The organism is Streptomyces hainanensis (assembly GCF_004348415.1).
Classification (GTDB): domain Bacteria; phylum Actinomycetota; class Actinomycetes; order Streptomycetales; family Streptomycetaceae; genus Streptomyces; species Streptomyces hainanensis.
This window is the reverse complement of sequence record NZ_SMKI01000162.1, coordinates 1-15157: the sequence shown is the minus strand read 5'-3', so window position 1 is coordinate 15157 and position 15157 is coordinate 1. Positions and strand designations below refer to the sequence as shown.

Genomic DNA, 15157 nt, shown 5'->3' with positions numbered 1-15157 from the left:
GGCGGAAGGCGCCTCGCCCGCCGCCACCCCCGTTCCCGGGACCGCCCGGGGGGCGGGGGAGTGGGAGGCGTCAGCCGCGCTCGACCGCCGCCCAGTGGCGGCGCAGCTCCTCGGCCCCTGCCTTGGGCTGCTCCAGCGGCCACCAGTGGTCGGAGTCCAGCGCGACGAAGCGGGCCCCGGTGCGGGCGGCCAGCTTCACGCCGTGCTGCGGCGCCTGGTAGCGGTCGTGGTTGCCCCAGAGGACCAGACCCGGCGGGAGTTCGGCGTTCTCCTCCGGCCACCAGTCGCCGATGTAGACGGACGAGCGGTAGAAGGCCAACCCCGCGTTGAACATGGTGGCGTCGTAGTGCTCCGCGGTCACCGGCGCGTGGTACTCGGGCACGCCGGCCTCACCGAGGCCGATGATCTGCCACTCGCGCGGGTAGCCGAGGTACTCGTCCCTGGCGGCCTCGCCCAGCGTCGTGGTCTGCCAGACCCGGGCGTTGTGGTGCCACGACCAGTCCGGGTCGCAGGTTGACGTGAGGGCCCAACTGCGCAGCAGTTCGGGGTTGTTCTTGAGCACGCTGTGCAGCACCATGCCGCCCACGTCGTGCGCCACCACGTGCACGGGCCGGCGGAATCTTCGCAGTTCGCCGGTGAGCCACTCGGCCAGCTCCCACCGGGTGCCGGTGAGGCCGTCCGGCATGGATCCGCCGTAGCCCGGCAGGTCGAGAGCCACCGTGTCGTAGCCGCGCAGGTGCTCCCGGAGCGGATCCCAGAGCCGGTGCGTGTCGGGGTAACCATGGACGAAGACAACTTTGGTCGACATGGGTGCCTTCCAATCCTGACGTTGGTCGAGCGTCGGATGATGATGTGCGGTGAATCGGTTGCGGCTCAGTGCCCCGTGGTGCGGCTCAGGACAGTTCGGCGACGGAGGCCAGGGCCTGGTCCATCGGGACGCCGCCGCCGGAGAGATCGAAGAGCCGGCGGTGGGTGGCGGGTTCGTCGAGGCAGGCGACGGCCACCGCGGCCAGGTCGCCGCGGGAGAGCGAGCCGCCGTCGAGGTTCCTGGCCACCGTGACGTAGCCGGTGGGGCCGCCGCCGTTCAGCCACGGCGGCCGGATCACCGTCCAGACGAGCCCCGAGCGGACCAGGTGGTCGTCCGCCTGTCCCTTGGCGGCGGCCACCCGGCGGAGGAAGAAGGGGATGCGCTTGGGATTGTCGCTGCCCATCATGGAGATCTGGATCCACCGCCCGACGCCCGCCCGCTCGGCGGCGTCGATGGCCCTGATGATCCCGTCCCGGTCCACCTTCCGGGCCGTCCGACCCGACGTGGTGCGACCGGCCGCGGCGTTGATGACGACGTCGCAGCCGCCGAGCGCGGCCTCGACCTCCGTCGGCGAGGCGCTGACCAGGTCGAGCTGGACTGCCTCGGCGCCGGCGGCGCGCAGCCGCGCGGCCGCGTCCAGGCCGCGCGTGGTGGCGCGCACGTCCCGGCCGGCCTCCAGCAGTTGCCGGACGACGACGCTGCCGGTGCCGCCGGTGGCGCCGAAGACGGCGATCTTCATGGATCCCCCAGGGTGGGTGTGGGGCCGTGAGTCCGCGTCAGCGGGCGGCGGCCGGGGCGAAGCTGGCGGACGAGAGGGTCGGCGCGGACACGGCGGTCGCCCGGTGGGCGGGGCAGCCGGCCAGCGCCTCGGCGGCGGCGCCCGCCGAGGGCGCGGCGCCCCAGACGGCGCAGGCGCAGACGGCCTGGGTGGCGGCGGCGGGCGCCGCCCGGACCGCGGTCGGGCGGCCGGCGGCCGCGGCCGGCGTGGCCAGCGAGGCGCTTGCCCCGCCGACGCCCAGCGCGGCCGCGCCCACCAGCAGGGCGCGTCTGCCCAGCGAGGACGACATCTCGGACATGGGAACTCCCGTGGACTGGAAGGGACCTGACGGTACCCCAACTAACGATAGTTGCACTATCGGCAGTTGGGCTCACAGTTGCTTTTCCGGCTCTCCCGGCTCTCCGGGCGCTTCCCGCCCTCCCGGCTCTCCGGGCTCTCCGGGCTCAGGGGTCGGCCTAGCCACCCCCGCGCGCGTCGGCGGGCGCCCCGACGGGGTCGGGAAGCTGCCCGATCGGGCGGGAGCGGGCGAGGTCCTCGGGCGAGTCCTCGACGGTGCGCCGCATGGCGAACCGCAGCAGCGGCGGCGCCATCAGCGAGGTGACCACGGCCACCAGCACGATGATGGTGTAGGCCTCCACGGAGAGGATGCCGAGCCGCATCCCGACCATGGCGATGATCACCTCCACCACCCCGCGGGCGTTCATGCCGGCGCCGAGCGCCAGGGACTCCCAGCGGGTGAGCCCACTGGACAGTCCGCCGACGGCGGCGCCCAGGAACTTGCCGAGGATCGCCAGCGCGACGATGCCCAGCGCGATGGCCAGGATCTCGGGATCGGCCAGCGCGGTCAGGTCCATCCGCAGCCCCGCCGTCGCGAAGAAGAGCGGCGCGAAGACGTAGAGCGTCATGGACTCCAGCGGCAGCGACCAGTTGGGGCGGCCGCCCGGCGCCGCGCCGATCAGCCAGCCCACCAGGAAGGCGCCGAGGATGGCCTCGAGACCCAGCGCGTGGGTGCCGGCGGCCGAGAAGAGCACCAGGACCACCGCGGTGCCCACCGGGGCCGCCTCGTAGCCGGAGCGGTGGGCGCGGGCCATCAGGGGGCGCACCAGGAACCGCCCCACCAGCGGCGCGGCGAGGAACACCGCGAGCGGCGTGAGGACGGCCTCGGCGACGTTGCCGCCGCTCAGCCCGGTGGTGGCCATCGCCGAGACCACCGACAGCATCAGCCAGCCGAAGGCGTCGTCGATGGTGCCGCTCACCATGATCAGCTGGCCGATCTTGCGGTGCATGAGGTTCATGTCGATCAGCGTCTTGGCGATCACCGGGATGGCGCTGACGCACATCGCGACGCCGAGGAAGAGCGCGAACACGGAGGCTTCCGAGCCCGGCTCGCGCAGCCGGTCGGCCAGCAGGACGCCGGCGCCGATGCCGAGCGTGAGAGGCAGCAGCAGGCCGGCCGCGCTGACGGTGGCCGCGGTTCTGCCGTGGCGCCGCAGCAGTGAGCTGTCGAGGTGCATGCCGGTGATGGCGACCAGCATCAGCACCCCGAACTGTCCCACCGCGTCCAGCAGGTGCACCTGGTCGACGGAGAGCCAGTCGCCCATCCCGGGGAAGAGGCCGCTCAGCAGCGAGGGCCCGAGGATGATGCCGACGGTGAGCTCGCCGGCGATGGCGGGCATGCCGAGCCGCCTGGCGAGGCCGCCGAGCAGCAGGGCGGCGCCGAGGAGCAGCCCGGCCTGGAGCAGGAACGTGAGCAGCGGGTGCGCGGACAGCGGCGGGACGGGCGCGGCGGCGATCAACTCGGTCATCTCCGCCCCCTCAACCGCGCCGGGAGGCGTGTCGGACGTAGCGGCCGTAGGTCAGCTCCCGCAGCACGTCGTCCCCGCCCTCGACGAGGGAGATGTGCCGCATGTCGCGCAGCAGCCGCTGCACCGGGTGCGCCTCCGTGTAGCCGAGGCCGCCGAAGCCCTCGGAGACGGCGCTGACGATGCGCCAACCCGTCTGCCCGCAGTGCATCTTGGCCATCACGGCGGACTTGAGCACTCCCTGGCCGTGGAAGGCGGCGGCCGCGTCCTCGCGGGCGTAGAGCGCGTCGTACTCGTCGGCGGCCCGCCAGCACACCGACTTCAGGCTCTCCAGCTCCATCTCCAACTGGCCCATCCGGGCCGCGAAGACGGCGTTCTGGGTGAGCGGCCTGCCACCGAGCTGCTTGTTCCCCGCGTACTCCATGGAGAGGTCGCGGGCCCGGCGGGCGATGCCGATGGCGATGGCGGCCATCAGGATCCGGCTGCCGTTGAGGCCGACCTCCAGGACCCGCAGGCCGTTGCCCGACAGCTCGTTGGCCGCCGGCACCACGCAGTTCGTGAAGGTCGCCGGGTAGGTGCCGGTGCCGTGCAGGCCGGACATCAGCCAGCGCGGCCCCGGCTCGAACCCCGGGGTGTCCGCCGGCACCAGGACCACGGAGAAGTCCCGGTGGTCCTCCGCGTTCCTGGCCAGCGCCAGACAGAACCGGCCGAAGGCCAGGTTGGTGGAGAACGCCTTCTCGCCGTCGACCACCAGGTGGTCGCCCTCCCGCCGGAAGGTGGTGGCGGTCAGGGCGAGTTCGCTGCCGGCCACCACCTCGCTGCCGAGCGCCGCGCAGAACGTGCCGCCCTTCGCCATCTCGCCCAGGTAGCGGTCCGCGACCTCGGCGGTGCCGTAGAACTCCAGCATCCGGGAGCCCAGGATGGGCAGCATCGCGGCGAACGCGAACCCGGGGTCGTGGTACGACAGTTCGGCGATCAGGTCGACGGAGACCCGCAACGGGACGCCGGGCCCGCCGTGTCGCGCCGGCAGCCACCAGTTGGCCAGGCCCGCGGCGCGGAACTTCTCCCAGAGCGGGTGCTCGTCGTCGTACACCGTCTCGGGGCCCGGTGCCGGCGCGTCCGCGAGCGTTCCGGCCACGAACGCCCGGAAGTCGTCGACGAATCCGGCTACCTCGGCTCCGGGACCCGCCCCGCGCGGCCCCCTCACGCGGCCGCGTCGCCGGTCGGGCCAGCCGCGGCCGGGCTGATCTCGTTGAGCACGTGGACGATGTCGCTGATCGTCTCCACGTCGTTCAGGTGCTCGTCCGATATCTTCACCCGGTACTTCTTCTCCAGAAAGACCAGGAAATCCATCAGGTTCAGGGAATCCATTCCCAGGTCGTTCTCCAGCGACGAGGCGCCGCTCACCTCGACCTCCTCGAGATCGAGGTCGAGCTGGTCAGAAAGTTCGTGGAGATCCGCGACGATCTCTCCCGAGCTGATGGTCATCAGTTATCGTCTCCCGAATTACGAGAAGTTTCCTGAGAAAGGCCGGCCGGCCACTGGAGAACGGTCGCCCCCCAGCTCGCACCCGCGCCGAACGCGGTCAGCAGCATCCTTTCCTTGCCGGCCAACACGCCGTTCGCGTGTGCCCGGCTCAGCGCCATCGGAATGGAGGCGGCCGCGGTGTTGCCGATATCGGTGAGATCCACCAGCGACTTCTCGGCGTCCAGCCCGAGCTCCCTGGCGACCTCGTTGAGAATGCGCACGTTCGCCTGGTGGGCCACCAGCAGGTCGACGTCGTCGACCGTCATCGACCGGTCGGCGAGCGCCGCCCGGCAGGTCTCCGTCATCCGGGCGACCGCGTGCCGGTAGGTGGCGCGCCCGTCCATCCGGAGGTACGGGTCGTGCGGGTCCTCCTCCGCGGCCCGCGGGAAGGCGCTGCCGCCGGACCGCACGTGGGCCAGGCTCCACAGGTTGCCGTCCGAGCCGAGGTGCACCCGGCCCACGGCGCCGAGCTCGTCGGGGTCGCCGGCGCGCAGCACCATGGCCGCGGCACCGTCCCCGAAGATCGGCGCGGTGCCGCGGTCGTTCGGGTAGATGATCGAGGAGTACTTCTCGGCCCCGACCAGCAGCACGGCCCGGGCGTCACCCCTGCTGATCAGGCCGGACGCCACGCCGAGGCCGGCGAGGAACCCGGTGCAGGCCGAGTTCATGTCGAACGAGCCGGCGCCGGCCAGGCCCAGCTCGCTGGCCACCACGGGGGCCGTCGCCGGGCACTTCATGTCCGGTGTGGTGGTGGCGACGATCACCAGGTCGACGTCCGGGACCGTGGCCCCGGCGAGCGCGGCCCGGCCGGCCCGCGCCCCGAGCAGGGAGGTGGGCTCGTCGTCGCCCGCCCTGGCACGGGCCCTGATCCCGGTCCTGGTCCTGATCCACTCGTCGCTGGTGTCCATCCGCAGCGCCAACTCGTCGTTGGTCTCCCGGCCCTCCGGGAGGTAGTGGCCGATGGCATCGATAACCGCGGCGCGAGCCATGCTGGTCTCCTCGCAGATAAGGCGGCACATCACTGCGGTAATTCGTACCGGCCACACATCAAAGCAGTGTCAAACACGCATACACTTCCCGTCAGTTTCCCAGGAATTCTGCCGGGGGTGTGACGCAGGTAACGCAACCCCCCACCCCCCACTACTACTTTCGATGAAGGCGGCCGGAACTTAAGGGGGCATCGGTTGCGTGCCACCACATCTTCTCGCTTAACTCGAACCGTCTCCACCAGACCCGAGACCGAGGAGTATCCGGTGACCCAGGATGCCGCCCAGGGCGTTTCGCAGCTTCACACCGCCGTCCGCTCGATCGTCGCCGAAGAGCTTGAGATCGAGCCGGAAGAACTCACCGAGAACGCCAACTTCGAAGAGGAATACGAGGCGGATTCCCTTTCGCTGCTGGCGATCGTGGCGCGCTTCGAGCACGAATTGAGCGTCGTCATTCCGTCCGACCGCGTCGGCGAGATGGTCAACCTGGACATGGTCCTCAAGCTGGTCTCCGAGAACAGCGGCGCAGGCAGCGATGTCTGAGCCGAACTCCCGGCGCGTGGTGGTCACGGGGCTCGGCGTGGTCAGCAGCATCGGCATCGGGGTCGAGCCCTTCACCGAGTCCATCAAGGCCGGGCGCAGCGGGATTTCGCCCATCAGCAGCTTCGACGCCAGTGGCTACGCGAAGCGCAACGCCGGCGAGGTCAAGGACTTCGACCCGGGCGCGATCCTGGAGCGCCTCGACCCCGAGGCCTGGGGCCGCAGCGGCCAGTTCGCGGCCTCGGCCGCCCGGCTCGCCGTCCGGGACGCGCACATCGACCCCGACCTGCTCCGCGCCTCCAACGCCGGCTCGGCCATGGGCACCGCGAGCGGCGAGCCGCGCGTGATGTACGGCATCGCCGAGCAGTGGTCGCGCAGCGGCGGCGAGGAGTTCGGTCCTGGACCGGTCGGCACCGCGCCCGCCAACCGGCTGGCCGGCGCCGTCAACAGCGAGCTCGGCCTCACCGGCGAGGCCGTCACCTTCGGCACCGCCTGCTCGGCGAGCAACTACACCCTGGGCTACGGCTACGACCTGGTCCGTACCGGGGAGGCCGACTTCTTCCTGGCCGGCGGCGCCGACTCGGTCAGCCGCTACACCCACCTGGGGTTCTCGCTGATCGGCATCATCTCCGAGATCCTGCGGCCCTTCGACAGCAACCGCTCCGGCATCGTCACGGCCGAGGGCGGGGTCTGCATCTTCCTGGAGCCGCTGGAGCACGCCGTCGCGCGCGGCGCCCGGATCTACGCCGAGGTGCTGGGCTACGGCGTCAACTGCGACGCCAAGCACATGACCCAGCCCGACGTCGCGACCATCACCTCCTGCATGCAGTCGGCGCACACCGCGGCCGGCGTCAAGGCCCAGGAGATCGACTACATCTGCGCCCACGGCACCGGCACCCCGGCCAGCGACGCCGCCGAAGTCGCCGCGGCCCGGGCGGTGTTCGGTGACGACGTGCCGCCGATCAGCTCGATCAAGTCGATGCTCGGCCACACCATGGGCGCCGCGAGCGGCCTCGGCTCGGTGATCTGCTGCAAGGCGCTCGAGGAGGGCTTCCTGCCCCCCACCGCCACGCTGGACGAGAGCGACCCCGAGCTGGGCCCCGGCATCGACTTCGTGCCGGGCGTGGCCAAGCCGGCCAACCTGAACATCGTCGAGAACCACGGGTTCGCCTTCGGCGGCAACAACGCCATCACCATCTTCGGGAGGGTCAAGTGACCACCTCGGTCCTGGACCCGGTCGCCATCACCGGATGCGGCGTGGTCTCCCCGGCCGGCGCCGGCCTCGCCGCCCTTCGGGCGCTGCTCGACGGCGAGACGAAGCCCAACGAGACGCCGCCGGCGGAGGACGCGGAGGTCCTCCCGCCGCTCGCGGTGCGCATCGTGCCCGACATCCGGCTCGCGGACTACGTCGGCCGCAAGGGCACCCGTCGGCTCGACCGGATGATCGGCTTCGGCCTGATCGCCACCCGGCTCGCCCTGGACACCGCGGGGGGCGCCGACGACGACGCGCTGCGCGCCAGGACCGGGGTGGCCCTCGGGACCACCACGGGCAGCGTGCGCAGCGTCTACGAGCTGGCCGACTCCATCTTCAACCCCGAGGTCGGCTACGTCCCGTCCCGGTTCCCGAACTCCGTGATGAACTCCTGCGCCGGGCAGATCGCCGTCTGGAACGCGTTCCAGGGCGTCAACTCCACCCTGGCGAACGGCCACGCCTCCAGCGTCTCCGCGCTGCGCTACGCGCGCAACGCGATCCGCTTCGGCCACGCCAGCCGGGTGTTCGTCGGCGGCGTCGAGGAGCTGAGCCCGCAGGTGGCCTGGGGCTGGCACAAGTCCGGCACGCTCACCCAGGACGCCGTGCTCGGCGAGGGCTGCGCCATGCTGGTCGCCGAGGACCCGGCCCAGGTGGGCGACCGCCAGGTGCTGGCCGAACTGCTCGGCGCCGAGGTCGGCTACTTCGACCCGCGCAACCGCCGGGTCACCCCGGCCCGCGGCCTGGCCCAGACCGTGACGCGGCTCCTGGAGCGGAGCGGCCTGACGGCCGGCGACGTGGACCTCGTCTCGCTCGGCGCCGCCGGCCAGCACGGGGCCCGCACCGTCGAGGAGTACGGCCTGCGGCTCGCGCTCGGCGAACTGCCGACGTCGCTGCGCGTCTCCGACGCCCTCGGCGACTGCTACAGCGCCAGCGGCGCCATGCAGGCCGCCGCCGTGCTCGCCCGCTGGTCGGACGGCTCGCACCCGGCGGAGCGGCACGCCCTCGTCACCTCGCTCGGCGCCGACGGCAGCGTCGGCTGCTTCCTGCTCCGCCGCCCGACCGCTTAGTCCGCTCCACCACGCGCCACTCCGCTCCACCCAGCTCAGCGCCACCCCAACGAGTCCTTATGAGAACAGGTGGGTCATGAAGACTGACTTTGACGTGATCATCGTCGGCGGCGGCCCGGCGGGTTCCTCCGCCGCCTCCTATCTGGCCAAGGACGGTCTCTCCGTCGCCGTCTTCGAGAGCGAGATGTTCCCGCGGCCGCACGTCGGCGAGTCCCTGGTGCCGGCCACCACCCGGGTGCTGCTGGAGACCGGCGTGATGCCGAAGATCGAGGAGGCCGACTTCCCCAAGAAGTACGGCGCCACCTGGACCACGCCGAGCAAGCACGCCGTGATGAACCAGCCCTCGCTGTCGATGGACTTCGCCGTCGACGGGCACGCCGAGGTCAGGTTCGGCGAGCGGGCCCAGGAGGGCGTGGACCGCGACTTCACGTACCACGTCGACCGCGGCAAGTTCGACCTCATCCTGCTGAAGCACGCCGAGGAGCTGGGCGCGAAGGTCTTCCAGGGCGTCCGGGTCTCCAAGGTCGACTTCGACGACCCCGAGCAGGTCACGGTGACCGTCAGGATCGGCCCCAAGTCGACCGACTTCACCGCCAAGATGGTGGTCGACGCCTCCGGGCGGCAGACCCTGATCGGCCGGCAGCAGAAGATCAAGATCGGCGACCCGCACTTCGACCAGTACGCCGTGCACACCTGGTTCGAGGGGCTCGACCGGGGCGCGCTCTGCCAGGACCCGAAGGAAGTCGACCACATCCAGATCCACTTCCTGCCGATGAACGACACCTGGGTCTGGCAGATCCCGATCACCGACACCATCACCAGCATCGGCGTGGTGACCCAGAAGAAGCAGTTCGCCGAGCTCAACGCGGACCGCGAGAAGTTCTTCTGGAAGTTCGTCGGCACCCGGCGCGACCTGACCGAGGAGCTGAAGAAGTGCGAGCGGGTGCGGCCGTTCCGCGCCGAGGGCGACTACAGCTACTCCATGGAGCAGGTCGCCGGCGACCGCTACGTGCTGATCGGCGACGCCGCCCGGTTCGTCGACCCGATCTTCTCCAGCGGCGTCAGCATCGCGATGAACACCGCCCGGCTGGCCGCCCGTGACATCATCGCGGCCGCCAAGGACGGCAAGTTCGACCGGTCGCAGTTCGCCGAGTACGAGCGCATGCAGTCGATGGGCACCCGCAACTGGTACGAGTTCATCCAGATCTACTACCGGCTCAACATCCTCTTCGCCGAGTTCGTCCAGGACCCGAAGTTCCGGATCGACGTGCTCCAGCTGCTCCAGGGCGACATGTACGAGGAGAGCCCCAAGGCGCTGGTCGCCATGCGTGAGTCCATCAAGGAGGTCGAGAACGACCCGGGCCACGTCTGGTACCCGTACCTGTCGAACCTCAGGACCAGTGTCCCGACCAACGCCTAGGGGCGCACGTTGACCGGAGATGTCGCCGCACTGTCCACGCCCGAGGTGCCCGACGTGCGGGATCGAGTAGCCGAACTCCGCCACATCAAGGGGGAGGAAGGCAAGGGGATCAGCCAGCGGGCCACCGAGAACCAACGCGCCAAGGGCAAGCTCACCGTCGACGAGCGGCTCGCGCTGCTCTTCGACGAGGGCACCTTCACCGAGATCGAGCCGCTGCGCCGGCACCGGTCCACCGGCTTCGGTCTGGAGCGGCAACGCCCCTACACCGACGGCGTGGTGACCGGCTGGGGCCAGGTGCACGGCCGCACGGTCTTCGCCTACGCCCATGACTTCCGGATCTTCGGCGGCTCGCTCGGCGAGTCGCACGCCGAGAAGATCCACAAGATCATGGACATGGCCGAGACCGCGGGCGCCCCCCTGGTCAGCCTCAGCGACGGCGCCGGGGCGCGCATCCAGGAAGGCGTCATGGCGCTGGCGGGCTACGGCGGCATCTTCCGGCGCAACGTCGCCGCGTCCGGCGTCATCCCGCAGATCAGCGTGATCCTGGGGCCCTGCGCGGGCGGCGCCGCCTACTCGCCCGCGCTCACGGACTTCGTGTTCATGGTCCGCGGCATGTCGCAGATGTACATCACCGGACCCGACGTGGTGAAGGCGGTGACCGGCGAGTCGGTGTCGCACGAGGAACTCGGCGGCGCCGCCACCCACGCCACGATGTCCGGGGTGGCCTCCTTCGTGCACGACAGCGAGACCGAGTGCCTGGAGGAGGTGCGGTACCTGCTGTCGCTGCTGCCGGCCAACAACCGGGAGAAGCCGCCGGTCGCGCCGTGCGACGACCCGTCGGACCGGCGGAGCGAGAAGCTGCTCGAACTGGTGCCGGCCGACCCCCGCCGCTCCTACGACATGCACGCCGTCATCGAGGAGATCGCCGACCACGGCGACTTCTTCGAGGTGCACGCCCAGTGGGCCGGCAACATCCTGTGCGGCTTCGCCAGGCTCGCCGGACAGACGGTCGGGGTGGTCGCCAACCAGCCCAACTCGTTCGCCGGGGTGCTCGACAGCCGCGCCAGCGAGAAGGCCGCCAACTTCATCGAGTTCTGCGACGCGTTCAACATCCCGCTGATCACCCTGGTCGACGTGCCCGGCTTCCTGCCCGGCCGGGACCAGGAGCAGAACGGCATCATCAGGCACGGCGCCAAGCTGCTCTACGCCTACTGCAACGCCACCGTGCCGCGGATCTCGATGATCCTGCGGAAGGCGTACGGCGGCGCGTACATCGTGATGGACTCCCGCTCCATCGGCACCGACCTGGCCTTCGCCTGGCCGATCAACGAGGTCGCCGTGATGGGCGCGGAGGGCGCGGCCAACGTGATCTTCCGCCGGGAGATCGCCGCCGCCGACGACCCGGAGGCCACCAGGGCCCGGGTGGTCAAGGAGTACCGGTCCGAGCTGATGCACCCGTACTACGCGGCCGAGCGCGGCCTCGTGGACGACGTCATCGACCCGGCCGAGACCCGCGCCGTGCTGATCAGGTCGCTCGCCATGCTGCGCGCCAAGAAGGCGCAGCTGCCCGAGCGCAAGCACGGCACGACGCCCATCTAGACCGGAGGGACACCGCGATGCCGCTCGGAGCGATCCTGCCGCCCTGGGTCGAGGTCGTCGAGGCCTTCGGCGACCCGCCCGAGGCGGCGCTCCTCCCCGAGGAGGAGGCCGTCATCGCGCGGGCCGCCGGCCGGCGGCGTCGCGCGTTCACCACCGCCAGGCACTGCGCCAGGCAGGCCATGGGCCGGCTCGGGCTGCCGCCGACGGCGATCCTGCCGGGGACGCGCGGCGCCCCCGGCTGGCCGCCGGGCGTCACCGGGTCGATCACCCACACCACCGGGTACCGGGCGGCGGCGCTCTCCCGCGAGGCGCTGGCCGTCGGCGTCGACGCGGAGCCGCACCGACCGCTGCCCGCCGGCGTCCTGGGGCGGGTGTCGACCGCCGCCGAGGCGGCGGCGCTGCGCCGACTGCCACCCGGCGTCCACTGGGACCGGCTGCTGTTCAGCGCCAAGGAGAGCGTCTACAAGGCGTGGTTCCCGCTGACCGGTCGCCAACTGGGCTTCCAGGACGCCGAGATCTTCTTCGAACCGGTCACAAGCTCGTTTTCGGTCAGGTTCCTGGTGCCGGTCCCCGAGGAGGTGGGCCTCGGTCCCGCCGGGTTCCCCGGGCGTTGGAACGTCGCCCGGGGGCTGCTGGCGACCGCGGTCGCGGTTCCGGCCGAGCGCCCTCGCCAGCGGGCGCTGGTGGCCGCGAATCAGGCCCGATAAAGGCGAATTCACGTGCCTTGGTCGGCGCTCCCGCGGGAGAGGATCGAGAACGCTCTCTACGGAGGAAACGGCGGGTGGCTTATGCTGAGGGAATGCGTATTGGAGAGTTGGCGCAGCGAACCGGAGTTTCGGTTCCGACGATCAAGTACTACACCAGGGAAGGCATGCTTCCCGCGGGCGAGCGCACCAGCCCGAACCAGGTGCGGTACGACGAGTCCCATGTCCGTCGGCTCAAGCTGATCCGCGCCATGCTCGAGGTGGGCGGCCTGTCGATCGCGGCCGTCCGCGAGGTGTTGGTCGAGGTGGACACGCCTGGCGGCACCGTGCACGACATGCTGGGCGTCGCCCAACTCGCCGTCAGCCGGGCCTCCGCAGAGCGGGGTACGGCCGAGGAGCGGATGCTCGCCGAGCGCGAGGTGGCCGAGCTGGCCAGGCGGCACGGCTGGAACCCCGCCAAGGCCGAGAAGAACCCGGGCTGGTCGATGCTCGTTCAGATCGTCACCACCTACCGGGACCTGGGCCAGGGCGAGATGCTGGTGCTGCTCGACCGCTACGCGGCCGCGGCCAGCGAGTTGGCGGCCGCCGAGCTCGCGGTCGTGGGGGAGATGGGCAGCACCGACGGCAAGATCGAGGGCGTGGTGCTCGGCACCGTGCTGGGGGACGCGGCGATGGCCGCGCTGCGCAGGATCGCCCAGGAGGACACCTCGCAGCGGGTCGCGGCGCGCGCCGAGTCGGCCTGACGCCCCGTCGGCGAGCGAAGGCCCCTGGCACCCTGACGGGGCGCCAGGGGCCTTCGTCGTGACGGGAGTTCTTGGTGTGTTCTTGGCCCGGAGTTCGTGTCCGGGTAGGTGATAGTGGCAGTATCGATAGTGTAGAGTGTGGGTCGTTGAGGGTGGCCGACCGCCCACGGCGCCGGTCCGCGGGCGCGGTCGCTCCGGACGCCGGCATGCTCGTGCCCGCGTGCGCCTCGACGGAGGCGCGCGAGGGTTCCACCAAGCGTCGAAAAGCGCGCCGCTTGGCTGTCCCGAGATTCTTCCTGTGCGCGGTTTCCGCGATTTCCCGCCGGGCGAAGGAGACGCCGTCGTTTCTCTTGCTCAGGACTTCCGCAGGAAAGTTCACCCAGCTCAGAAAAGTCACCCCAGCTCAGAGAAAGAAACGGGAGACAGGAATGACACGCAAGAGCCCGGGGGTGCTGTGGGCACTCCTGGCCGCCTCGCTCCCCATGTTCATGGGGTCCCTGGACAACCTGGTCGTGACCACCGCCCTGTCCACCATCGCCGGGGACTTCGACACCACCCAGGCCGAGCTCCAGTGGGTGGTCAACGGCTACACGCTGCCGTTCTCCGGCGCGTTGCTGGCCGGCGCGGTGCTCGGCGACCGCATCGGACGGCGCCGCGTCTTCCTGTGGGGTATCGGCTCGTTCACGGTCGCCTCCGCGATCTGCGCGATGGCCGATTCCGTCGGGTGGCTGGTCTTCGCCCGGGTGCTCCAGGGCGCCGGCGCCGGCCTGATCCTGCCGGTCTCGCTGACCCTCGCGGTGGCCGCCGTCAGCCGTGAACAGCGCAACATGGCGGTCGGCGTCTGGGGTGCCGTCAACGGCATCGGCATCGCGGTCGGCCCGCTGGCCGGCGGCCTCGTCACCGAGGGCCTCGACTGGAGCTGGATCTTCTGGATCAACGTGCCGGTCGGCCTGATCGCCTTCCCGCTGGCGCTCTGGGCCATCAAGGAGAGCCGCGGCGAGGACCGCAGCCTCAACGTCACCAGCCTGGTCCTGATCGTCGGCGCCGTCGTCGTCGCCGTCTGGGGCATCGTGCAGGCCGCCGACCACGGTTGGGGCGAGACCAACGCCCTCGTCGCCCTCGTCCTCGCCGTCGTGCTGCTGGCCGGCTACATCGCGCAGGAACGGCGCGCCAGCCAGCCGCTGATCCCGCTCCGCATGTACCGCATCCCGGCCTTCATGCTCAGCAACGCCGTCGCCTTCACCATGTACTTCGGCGTCTTCGGTTCCATCTTCTTCCTCGCCCAGTTCCTCCAGGGGCCGATGGGGTACGGCCCGCTCGAGGCCGGCCTGCGGACTCTCCCCTGGACGGCTGCGCCCATGGTGGCCGTGCCCATCGTGAGCGCGCTGGTGGACCGGTTCGGCGGCGGGATCCTGCAGGCGATCGGATCCGGCCTCCAGGCCGTGGCGCTCGCCTGGATCGCGCTCGTCGCCGAGCCGGACCTCTCCTACGGCGCCATGGTCGCCCCGATGATCCTGGCCGGCATCGGCATGGGCATGGTGTTCGCCGCCAACCCGGCCACGGTGATCGGCTCGGTGCGCGACTCCGAGCACAACAAGGCGTCCGGCGTGAACAACACCGTCCGCGAGTTCGGCGGCGCCCTCGGCATCGCCGTCCTCACCACCATCTTCACCCACGGCTTCGACGGACACCCCATCGTCGGCCCCGAGGACGCCGGTGAGGCGTTCGTGGCGGGTCTCGAACCCGCCCTGTGGTTCGGCGTCGCCGTGGTCGGTCTGGGCGCCGTCGCGGGCCTGTTCATCCGTCACACCGGCGGCTCGGCCGAGCCGCCCGCCGAGGGCTCGGCGGCCGAACGCGGGCTGCCCGAGCAGGGGCTCACCGTCACCGAGTCGCGCTGACCCGGCGAGCCCCCACCCAGCCACCTTCCCGCC

14 protein-coding genes and 1 pseudogene are annotated in these 15157 nt (G+C 71.1%); 8 read left to right on the top strand and 7 right to left on the bottom strand.

Translation table 11 applies throughout. The features are described from left to right. Positions 1–70: 70 nt before the first annotated feature. The 7 genes from E1283_RS16805 to E1283_RS16775 form a co-directional block, all read right to left on the bottom strand. Positions 71–808 (bottom strand): alpha/beta fold hydrolase, encoded by a 738-nt coding sequence (locus E1283_RS16805; RefSeq protein ID WP_132818867.1) that lies wholly within the window; start codon positions 806–808, stop codon positions 71–73. Between the two features lie 85 nt (positions 809–893). Continuing rightward, on the bottom strand, positions 894–1547 hold the full coding sequence (locus E1283_RS16800) for an SDR family oxidoreductase (RefSeq protein ID WP_132818866.1): 654 nt from the start codon (positions 1545–1547) through the stop codon (positions 894–896). 37 nt (positions 1548–1584) lie between these two features. Then, positions 1585–1884, bottom strand: a complete 300-nt coding sequence (locus E1283_RS16795) for a hypothetical protein (protein WP_132818865.1) — start codon at positions 1882–1884, stop codon at positions 1585–1587. Between the two features lie 157 nt (positions 1885–2041). Beyond that, positions 2042–3391 carry a cation:proton antiporter gene (locus E1283_RS16790; RefSeq protein ID WP_132818864.1) on the bottom strand — a complete coding sequence of 450 codons (1350 nt, stop codon included), beginning with the start codon at positions 3389–3391 and terminating at the stop codon, positions 2042–2044. A 10-nt stretch (positions 3392–3401) separates the two neighbouring features. Further along, positions 3402–4595: an acyl-CoA dehydrogenase family protein gene (locus tag E1283_RS16785; RefSeq protein ID WP_279571265.1), complete on the bottom strand. Its 1194-nt coding sequence runs from the start codon at positions 4593–4595 to the stop codon at positions 3402–3404. Further along, positions 4592–4876, bottom strand: coding sequence for an acyl carrier protein (locus E1283_RS16780; protein ID WP_132818862.1), 285 nt, complete (start codon positions 4874–4876; stop codon positions 4592–4594). Before E1283_RS16780 ends, E1283_RS16785 begins: the two co-directional genes overlap by 4 nt. Next, positions 4876–5904, bottom strand: a complete 1029-nt coding sequence (locus tag E1283_RS16775; RefSeq protein WP_132818861.1) for a beta-ketoacyl-ACP synthase III — start codon at positions 5902–5904, stop codon at positions 4876–4878. Before E1283_RS16775 ends, E1283_RS16780 begins: the two co-directional genes overlap by 1 nt. A 264-nt stretch (positions 5905–6168) precedes the next feature. Between E1283_RS16775 and E1283_RS16770 the strand changes: the two genes are divergently transcribed. The 8 genes and pseudogenes from E1283_RS16770 to E1283_RS16735 all read left to right on the top strand — a co-directional run bounded on the left by E1283_RS16770 (position 6169) and on the right by E1283_RS16735 (position 15124). Then, positions 6169–6444 (top strand): acyl carrier protein, encoded by a 276-nt coding sequence (locus tag E1283_RS16770; protein ID WP_165956150.1) that lies wholly within the window; start codon positions 6169–6171, stop codon positions 6442–6444. After that, complete coding sequence (locus E1283_RS16765) at positions 6437–7657, top strand: beta-ketoacyl-[acyl-carrier-protein] synthase family protein (RefSeq protein WP_132818859.1); 1221 nt, start codon at positions 6437–6439, stop codon at positions 7655–7657. Before E1283_RS16770 ends, E1283_RS16765 begins: the two co-directional genes overlap by 8 nt. Continuing rightward, positions 7654–8760: a beta-ketoacyl synthase N-terminal-like domain-containing protein gene (locus tag E1283_RS16760; RefSeq protein WP_132818858.1), complete on the top strand. Its 1107-nt coding sequence runs from the start codon at positions 7654–7656 to the stop codon at positions 8758–8760. The genes E1283_RS16765 and E1283_RS16760 overlap by 4 nt, the downstream gene beginning before the upstream one ends. 67 nt (positions 8761–8827) lie before the next feature. Further along, positions 8828–10180, top strand: a pseudogene (locus E1283_RS16755) (NAD(P)/FAD-dependent oxidoreductase); the annotation flags it as partial. A 45-nt stretch (positions 10181–10225) separates the two neighbouring features. After that, positions 10226–11779, top strand: a complete 1554-nt coding sequence (locus tag E1283_RS16750; protein ID WP_243744889.1) for an acyl-CoA carboxylase subunit beta — start codon at positions 10226–10228, stop codon at positions 11777–11779. 17 nt (positions 11780–11796) lie between these two features. Continuing rightward, entirely contained in the window at positions 11797–12486 is a 690-nt protein-coding gene (locus tag E1283_RS16745) for a 4'-phosphopantetheinyl transferase family protein (RefSeq protein WP_132818856.1), read from the top strand. A 92-nt stretch (positions 12487–12578) separates the two neighbouring features. Continuing rightward, entirely contained in the window at positions 12579–13226 is a 648-nt protein-coding gene (locus E1283_RS16740) for a MerR family transcriptional regulator (protein ID WP_132818855.1), read from the top strand. A gap of 428 nt (positions 13227–13654) precedes the next feature. Next, the gene (locus tag E1283_RS16735) at positions 13655–15124 is read left to right on the top strand and encodes an MFS transporter (protein WP_132818854.1); all 1470 of its coding nucleotides are present in this window, start codon (positions 13655–13657) and stop codon (positions 15122–15124) included. Positions 15125–15157 lie beyond the last annotated feature (33 nt).

Excerpts from the sequence above, each read along its gene's own strand:
- E1283_RS16805 (WP_132818867.1), bottom strand. The coding sequence starts at position 808 with ATGTCGACCAAAGTTGTCTTCGTCCATGGTTACCCCGACACGCACCGG.
- E1283_RS16800 (WP_132818866.1), bottom strand. The coding sequence starts at position 1,547 with ATGAAGATCGCCGTCTTCGGCGCCACCGGCGGCACCGGCAGCGTCGTC.
- E1283_RS16795 (WP_132818865.1), bottom strand. The coding sequence starts at position 1,884 with ATGTCCGAGATGTCGTCCTCGCTGGGCAGACGCGCCCTGCTGGTGGGC.
- E1283_RS16790 (WP_132818864.1), bottom strand. The coding sequence starts at position 3,391 with ATGACCGAGTTGATCGCCGCCGCGCCCGTCCCGCCGCTGTCCGCGCAC.
- E1283_RS16780 (WP_132818862.1), bottom strand. The coding sequence starts at position 4,876 with ATGACCATCAGCTCGGGAGAGATCGTCGCGGATCTCCACGAACTTTCT.
- E1283_RS16775 (WP_132818861.1), bottom strand. The coding sequence starts at position 5,904 with ATGGCTCGCGCCGCGGTTATCGATGCCATCGGCCACTACCTCCCGGAG.
- E1283_RS16765 (WP_132818859.1), top strand. The coding sequence starts at position 6,437 with ATGTCTGAGCCGAACTCCCGGCGCGTGGTGGTCACGGGGCTCGGCGTG.
- E1283_RS16745 (WP_132818856.1), top strand. The coding sequence starts at position 11,797 with ATGCCGCTCGGAGCGATCCTGCCGCCCTGGGTCGAGGTCGTCGAGGCC.
- E1283_RS16740 (WP_132818855.1), top strand. The coding sequence starts at position 12,579 with ATGCGTATTGGAGAGTTGGCGCAGCGAACCGGAGTTTCGGTTCCGACG.
- E1283_RS16735 (WP_132818854.1), top strand. The coding sequence starts at position 13,655 with ATGACACGCAAGAGCCCGGGGGTGCTGTGGGCACTCCTGGCCGCCTCG.